We start from the raw sequence: 7,503 nt of genomic DNA, 5'->3' as shown, positions 1-7,503 counted from the left end.
GGGCAAGTGCCTCGACGTCGCGGGCGGTCGCCCGGCGTTGTCGGCGGGGCGGCCTACCCTAGGGCGGGTGCGCGGCGGATCCCGGTGCTACCTCCCCGCGTACGGCGCCAGCGGGTTTCGCAGCGTGCCCACCAGCTGCAGTGCCGCCGACGGGTCCGTCAGGTCGACCATCTGCCTGTTGTCCCGCAGCTGCAGCCTGTTGAGGCACGACAGCGCGAACTCCGGCGCGAACAGGTCGTGCCGCTCGAACCGGTCCGCCAGGTCCGGCACCGCCGCCCGGTAGTCCCGCGCGCACTCCGCGACCGTGCGCCAGAAGTCCTCCTCGCCCAGCACCCCCGCCTCGTCCAGCAGCGGTGCCAGGAAGCGGAAGAAGCAGTCGAAGACGTCCGTGAAGACGGACAGCAGCTGCATGTCGTCGGGGACCTCCGCGCGGATGCGCTCCGCCGCCGGCGGCAGCGGCAGGTCCGGGTCCATGACCACGACCTCCTCCGCGATGTCCTTGAACAGCGCGCGCCGCACCGCCCCCGCCTCGTCGAGGACGAGGATGACGTTCTCGCCGTGCGGCATGAACGCCAGCCCGTACGCGTAGAAGGCGTGCAGCAGCGGCGTCAGGTACGCGTCCAGGTACCGCCGCAGCCACACCTCCGGCGCCAGCCCCGAGCCCTCGATCAGCGCCGCCGCCAGCGGCCGGCCCGCGCGGTCGGTGTGCAGCAGCGCCGCCATCGTCGCCAGGCGCTCGCCCTCGGCGAGCCGCGGCACCGGGCTCTCCCGCCACAGCGCGGCCAGCATCTTGCGGTACGGCGAGCCGGGGGCGGTGGCGGCCTCGTACGCCTCGTGGCGGTAGCCGACCGCGGCCAGCTCGCGCAGGATCACCAGGCCGGTGCCGCGCAGTACCTCGTCCTGGTCGACCAGCCCCGCGACCCAGTCGTTGATCGCCGGTGTGGCCTCCATGTACGCGGCCGAGAGGCCGCGCATGAAGCCCATGTTGAGCACGGACAGCGCGGTCTTGACGTAGTGCCGCCGGGGCGCGGAGGTGTTGAAGAAGGTGCGTATCGACTGCTGCGGCTGGTACGTGTCCGCGCTCTCGCCGAGGTACACCAGCCGGCGGGCGGCGACCTCGCCCGCGAAGGTGACCGACAGCTTGTGCTCCCACTGCCAGGGGTGCGCGGGCATCAGCAGGAAGTCGTCCGGGTCGAGGCCCAGGCCCCGGAGGCGGGCGGCGAAGCCGGCGAGCACGGCGGGGTCCAGCTCCGTGCGCAGCAGCGTGCCGTAGTCGAGGTCGGCGGCGCAGGTGAACGCCGCCCGGTCGCGGTGGGCGCCGAGCCAGACGAGGCGGGTGCGGGCGCCGGTCTCGGGGGCGTACGCGCGGTAGTCCGCAGTGCCCAGGCCCAGGCGGCCGTTGTTGGCGACGAAGCAGGGGTGGCCCTCCGTCATCCCCGCCTCGATCCGCTGGAAGTCCGCGGTCGCGAGGTCCGCGTCCTCGGGGCCGGTGAGCTTGTACGCGGTGCTCGCCAGCGTGGAGGTGATCTCCTCCAGGTACACGGGCAGCACCTCGGCGCTCAGCCCCAGCGGCTCGCGGAGTTCGGCGAAGAACCGCAGCGCGTCGGGCGCCGAGCCCGCCGGCGGGTCGCCGGGGGCGTGGCGGGTGACGGTGCGCGGGTCGACGCGCCAGTGGTCCAGCGCGTAGCGCCGGGCCTCGAAGCGGTACTCGGTGTCCCCCGCCCGCAGCGCGTACGAGCCGACCCCCCGCGGCTCGGGCGTCAGCAGCCGCTCGTGGGTGAACTCCCCGATGGCCTTGGCCAGCAGCCGGCGGGTCGCCTCCGCCCAGCGGTCGGGCGTGAGGTGCCCGGTGGCGTCGGGGGGCGCCGCCGCTCGCGCGGCCGCGAACTGCTCGCGGGTGCAGAAGCTCAGCAGGGCTTCCTTCTCCGGGGGCCCCGGCATCCGTACCCGGCGCGCCACCCGGAAGCCCACGGCCTCGTTCAGCGCGTGCACCGCCGTGTTGCGCGCGTCGGGTTCGACCACGACCCGGCGCACCGCCGGGTCGGCGAACAGCCACTCCATCACCGCCGTGATCACCGCCCGGGTGAAGCCGTGCACGGGGGTGTCGGCGGGGGCGGTGAGGAAGTGCATCCCGACGTCGCCGGCCTCGGCGTCGTAGACGCCGGTCAGCTCGCGGTGCGCCGGGTCGTAGCGTTCGGCGAGGAAGGCGGGGGTGCCGTCGGCGAGGCCGAGGACGGCGTCGTGGTGCGGGTCGGCGGCGATCCGCGCGTACTCCTTCTCGACCTCTTCCGGCGTGCAGCCCTGCATCAGCCAGAACGCGGCCTTCGGATGGGTGACCCAGGTGTGCAGCAGCGGCGCGTCCAGGACCGGGTCCAGGGGGCGGAGGGTGAGCTTCATCAGACCGGCGCTCCGAACTCCTGGAAGGCGATGGACTTCTCGACCGGGTAGACCTCGCGGCCGGTCATCTCGCGGATGATGCACGAGTTGCGGTACGCGGCCATGCCGAGGTCGGGCGCGGCGAAGCCGTGGGTGTGCAGCTCGGCGTTCTGGACGTAGACCTCGCGGCCCGCGTGGTCGACGGTGTAGTTGCGGGCGACCGCGAAGCGTCCCTGCCCGTCGTGCGCGAGGCGGTCGGCGATGCCGGCCAGGAAGGGCGGCTCGGCGTAGCGGTAGCCGGTGGCCAGCACCAGCCCCTGGGTGGCCAGGTCGAAGTCCCGGCCCTGCTCCTCGTGGCGCAGCCCCAGGGTGTACGTACCGTCCGCGTACCCGGCGGAGACCAGCGCGGTGTTGGTGAGCAGCCGCGTCGGCACCGGGCCGCGGCGGGACTTGACGTACAGCAGGTCGAAGATGGCGTCGATCAGCTCGGTGTTGATGCCTTTGTACAGGCTCTTCTGCGCGGGGCCGAGGCGGTCGCGGACGGGCGGCGGCAGCGCGTGGAAGTAGTCGACGTACTCGGGCGAGGTCATCTCCAGCGTGAGCTTGGTGTACTCCAGCGGGAAGAACCGCGGGGAGCGGGTCACCCAGGTGAGCTGGTAGCCGTCGGGTGTCAGGTCCTGGAGCAGGTCGTAGTAGACCTCGGCGGCGCTCTGCCCGCTGCCGACGACCGTGACCGACTCCTTGGCGCGCAGCCGCTCGCGGTGCTCCAGGTACCGGCTGTTGTGGAGGACGTCGCCGCCGAGGCCCCGGCAGGGCTCGGGCACGTACGGCGGGGTGCCGGTGCCCAGGACGAGGCGGCGCCCGCGGTAGGTGCCGCGCGGGGTGCGGACGGTGTACGTGCCGTCCGCCGCGTCCCGTTCGACGGCCGTGACCTCCTCGCCGAAGCGGACCGAGGGGAGTTTCGCGGCGGCCCAGCGGCAGTAGTCGTTGAACTCCTCGCGCAGCGGATAGAAGCTCTCGCGGATGTAGAAGGAGTACAGCCGCCCGGTCTCCTTCAGGTAGTTGAGGAAGGAGTACGGGGACGTGGGGTCGGCCAGCGTGACCAGGTCCGACATGAACGGCGTCTGGAGCGTGCTGCCTTCGATGAACATCCCGGAGTGCCAGTCGAAGTCGGGCTTGCGCTCCAGGAAGACGCCGTCGAGGCCGTCGACCGGCTCGGTCAGGCAGGCCAGGCCCAGGTTGAACGGGCCGAGGCCGACGGCGACGAAGTCGTGGACGCGGTGCTCAGCGGGCGGGGACTGCCGGGGCTGCCTGGGCTGCCTGGACCGGTGAGGCCGTGGAGGGTGCGGGGACGTCGGGGACAAGGGATTCTCCGGTGTGGTCGGCGGCGTGCGCGGCTATGAGGTCGAGGACGGCGGCCAGGTCCTCGGTGGTGGTCTCGGGGTTGAGCAGCGTGAACTTCAGGTAGTGCCGGCCGTCGACCTTGGTGCCCGCGACCATCGCGGCGCCGGAGGCGGCCAGCCGTTCGCGGGCGTGCAGGTTGGCGGCGTCGACGAGGGCGGGGTCGGGCCGGGCCCCGCGCGGGACGTAGCGGAAGACCAGCGTCGAGAGCTGCGGCCGGACGACGACCTCGAAGCGGGGGTCCTCGTCCAGCAGCCGCCACCCGGCCCCGGCGAGGTCGCAGACCTCGTCGAAGAGCGCGCCGACGCCGTCGGCGCCCATGACGCGCAGCGTCAGCCACAGCTTGAGCGCGTCGAACCTGCGGGTGGTCTGGAGCGACTTGTCGACCTGGTTGGGGATCTGCTCGGCGGCCATGCGCTCGGGGTTGAGGTAGTCGGCGTGGTACGTCGCGTGCCGCAGGGCCGCCCGGTCCCGTACCAGCACGGCCGAGGAGCTGACCGGCTGGAAGAAGGACTTGTGGAAGTCGACGGTCACCGAGTCGGCGCGCTCGATGCCCGCGAGCAGGTGCCTGCGGCGGCCCGAGACCAGCAGCCCGCAGCCGTACGCCGCGTCCACGTGCAGCCACACGCCGTACCCGGCGCACAGCTCGGCGATCTGCGCCAGCGGGTCGACGCTGCCGAAGTCGGTGGTGCCGGCGGTGGCGACGACGGCCATGGGGACGAGGCCGTCGCGCTGGAGGTCCGCGAGCGCCGCGGCCAGCGCCGCGGGCCGCATCCGGCGCTCCGCGTCGCACGGCACCTCGACGACGGCCTCCTCGCCGAGGCCGAGCAGCGAGGCGGACTTGCGGACGCTGAAGTGGCCGTGCGCGGAGGCGAGGATACGGAGCCGGGGCAGGATCTCGGCGGTGCGCAGATCCGCGCCGTGCTCCTTGCGTACGCCGTCGCACGCCTCCTCGCGGGCGAGCAGCAGCGCGTGCAGGTTGGACTGCGTGCCGCCGGAGGTGAACACGCCGTCCGCGGCCGGGCCGAGGCCGATGCGGGCCGCGGTCCAGTCGACGAGGCGGCGCTCGATGAGGGTGGCGCCGGCGGACTGGTCCCAGGTGTCCAGGGAGGAGTTGACGGCGGAGAGCACCGCCTCGCCGAGCACCGCGGGGATGACGACGGGGCAGTTGAGGTGGGCGAGGTAGCGCGGGTGGTGGAAGTAGACGGCGTCGCGCAGGTAGAGCCGGTCCAGTTCGGCCAGCGCGGCATCGGCGTCGCCGAGGGGGTGGTCGAGGTCGACGGCGTCGACGACCGGGGCGAGGGCGGGGGGTGCGATGCCCGTGAACGGGCGGTCTGCATGGGCCAGTCGGGCCGCGATGTGCTCGACGCCTGCGGTGACCGTACGGCGGTAGGTGCCGGCGGTGCGGTCGTTGAGCAGGTGGGACCTCATGGATGCTGTCCTCACGACGGGGGCCAGAAACTTAGGGAAGCCTAACCTAAGTAATTGGTCCTAGGGCCCTCACCCCCGTCGTTTCGGCCACCCTCCGCCGGCTCACCCCGCCGCGGCCGCGCCGTCGTCGGCCTCCGGCTCGCCCTCGTAGCGGAACTGGTCCTCGGAGGCGCCGCGGCGCCAGTAGCCGGTGAAGGCGACCGTGCGGCGGTCGAACCCCCGCTCCCGTACGAGCTGCCGGCGCAGCTCCCGCACCATCCCCGCCTCGCCCGCGAGCCAGGCGTACGGCGTCCCCGCGGGCAGCTCCGCGGCGCGCAGCGCGTCGACCACACCGGCGGTGGGGCCGGTGAGCCAGGTGACGTCGGCGTCCGCGGCGGTGTGCAGCCTGATCGCGTCGTCGGCGTGCGGCACCCGGATCCACGCCTGCACCGGCAGCCCGGCCGGGAGCGACTCCAGGATCGCCGCGGCGGCCGGCAGCGCGGTCTCATCGGCGGCCACGACGACGTGGTCCGTGCCCTCGGGCAGCCGGAAGCGCACGGCGGTGTTGTCCGGCACGGCCGGGCCCAGCGCGATGATCCAGTCGCCGGGCTCGGCCTCGCCCGCCCACTGCGCGGCGGGGCCCGCCGGGTCGGTGTGCAGCACGAAGTCGATGTCGACCTCGCCGGGGCGCTGTGAGCGCACCGTGTACGAGCGCAGCACGGCCCGTACGCCGGGGTCGAGCGCGCGGTACTCCTCGAACCAGTCCGGGCCCGTGGGCATCAGAGGCTCCGCCTGGCCGGGGTGGGGCAGGAACAGCGACAGGCTCTGGTCGCGGCCGCCGGAGGCGAAGCCGTCGAGGCTGCCGGGGCCGCCGGCGCCGTCGTCGCCGAAGGTGATGCGCAGGAGGGTGGGGCTGAGCCGCTCGGTGCGGGCGACGTCGAGGCGGAAGAAGCGGAACGGCTCGGCTGCCTCGGCGGCCGGCTCCTCCGTCTGCGTGGTCGGTTCCGTGGTCACGTCTGCTCACTTTCCTGGCGGGTGCGGGGTCGCCGCGTCCCCGCGTGCGGAAGGGACCGGCGGCGCAGATTAGGCTAACCTAACCTAACTCCCGTGCGCAGCCGCCCGAATCAGGCCATGGCCTCCCGCCGGGCCGGGCGGGGTAGTAGCCTCCCTGGCCACCGGCGTTGGGCCACGGAGCCCGGCAGGGTGGAGGGACCGTGGGTGAACGCATGACCGTGCGAGGGGCGTTGGGCCGGCTGGCGGCCGTGGTCCTCTGCGCGGCGGCCGCGGCGGCGTGCGGCTCGTCGTCGCCGGCCGGGGAACTCTCTCCCGACGCCGTCACCGACAAGGTGCAACGTATCGCGGGGAAGAACGGAGAGGTCTACACGCACAACGCGTTCCGCCTCCCCGCCGACGGCGGGAAGAAGGAGGACCTGCTGGTGATCGTCGCGTGCCCGCCGTCGGACGACTGCACCCTCATCGACAGGACCGGGGCGACCTACCCGGACATGCAGACCCTCGTCGACGAGAGCGGCGACGTCGAGCCCGGTGACGAAGTGATCGCCAACGCCGACCCCACCGACCCCGACGCCGAGCCGAAACTCAAGACCTACACCAGGAGCGAGGACGGCGGTCCGGCCTGGGGCTGGTACGCCGGCGGCGGCGCGCTGCTGGTGGTTCTCGTCGCGTACCTGGTGATCAGCCTGCGCCGGGCACGGGCCGCGAAGCCACCGGACGGCCCGCCGGCGGACGAGGACCCGCCGCCTCTGCCCGGTAACTGACCTTCGCGGCCGGGCGCGTTCCCATAACCTGGTGCCCCGTCAGCGTCGACGGCGACGAGGAGCTGCCGCATGGGCCAGGGGTGGGAGGGGCGCTCCCGGCGCGACCGGGTCGTGACGGAGTACGTGGGCGCCGCGCTGCGGCGGCGCTTCCGGCCCGCGTTCCTGCGGCTGACGTACCCCGCGCCCGTCGACGAGCAGCAGCCGGTGACCCTCGTGCTCGGGCCGCGCGGCAGCGGCAAGAGCACCCTGCTGCGGCACTTGCGGACCGCCTGGGACGACGTCCCCGCCTCCCTCCAGGACGTCGCCGTGCACCGCCGGCGCGGCGCCACCTGCTTCGACGTCCTCGCCGAGCTGGTCTTCGACCTGCACGCCCGCAAGCGCGGCTGGCCCCGGCTCACGTTCCCCTCCTTCGGCGTCCAGGCCGTCGCCGTACGCGCCGACGTGCCGCTGGACAGCCGCAAGGCCGCCGCCCGCGCCATGGTCCGGGCCCTCGCGCCCGCCCCGGCGGACGGCGGCGACGGTGCGTTTCTGGGCCGGC

5 protein-coding genes and 1 pseudogene are annotated in these 7,503 nt (G+C 73.7%); 2 read left to right on the top strand and 4 right to left on the bottom strand.

Annotation, left to right across the window (positions count from 1 at the left end):
- Positions 1 to 87: 87 nt before the first annotated feature.
- The 4 genes from H5J30_RS11780 to H5J30_RS11765 all read right to left on the bottom strand — a co-directional run bounded on the left by H5J30_RS11780 (position 88) and on the right by H5J30_RS11765 (position 6,201).
- On the bottom strand, positions 88 to 2,397 hold the full coding sequence (locus H5J30_RS11780; protein WP_181787384.1) for a GNAT family N-acetyltransferase: 2,310 nt from the start codon (positions 2,395 to 2,397) through the stop codon (positions 88 to 90).
- On the bottom strand, positions 2,397 to 3,740 hold the full coding sequence (locus H5J30_RS11775) for a lysine N(6)-hydroxylase/L-ornithine N(5)-oxygenase family protein (RefSeq protein WP_181787383.1): 1,344 nt from the start codon (positions 3,738 to 3,740) through the stop codon (positions 2,397 to 2,399). The genes H5J30_RS11780 and H5J30_RS11775 overlap by 1 nt, the downstream gene beginning before the upstream one ends.
- Complete coding sequence (locus tag H5J30_RS11770; RefSeq protein WP_181787382.1) at positions 3,661 to 5,208, bottom strand: pyridoxal phosphate-dependent decarboxylase family protein; 1,548 nt, start codon at positions 5,206 to 5,208, stop codon at positions 3,661 to 3,663. Before H5J30_RS11770 ends, H5J30_RS11775 begins: the two co-directional genes overlap by 80 nt.
- A gap of 102 nt (positions 5,209 to 5,310) precedes the next feature.
- Positions 5,311 to 6,201 carry a siderophore-interacting protein gene (locus H5J30_RS11765; RefSeq protein WP_181787381.1) on the bottom strand — a complete coding sequence of 297 codons (891 nt, stop codon included), beginning with the start codon at positions 6,199 to 6,201 and terminating at the stop codon, positions 5,311 to 5,313.
- A gap of 212 nt (positions 6,202 to 6,413) precedes the next feature.
- On the opposite strand from H5J30_RS11765, the gene H5J30_RS11760 reads away from it, so the two are divergent.
- Both H5J30_RS11760 and H5J30_RS11755 read left to right on the top strand, forming a co-directional pair.
- On the top strand, positions 6,414 to 6,965 hold the full coding sequence (locus tag H5J30_RS11760) for a hypothetical protein (protein WP_181787380.1): 552 nt from the start codon (positions 6,414 to 6,416) through the stop codon (positions 6,963 to 6,965).
- Positions 6,966 to 7,034: 69 nt separating this feature from the next.
- Positions 7,035 to 7,503, top strand: a pseudogene (locus tag H5J30_RS11755) (ATP-binding protein); the annotation flags it as partial.

This window comes from Streptomyces phytophilus (assembly GCF_013870535.1).
Taxonomy (GTDB): domain Bacteria; phylum Actinomycetota; class Actinomycetes; order Streptomycetales; family Streptomycetaceae; genus Streptomyces; species Streptomyces phytophilus.
Note: the sequence above shows the minus strand (reverse complement) of the source record. Positions and strands in the feature narration are given on the sequence as shown.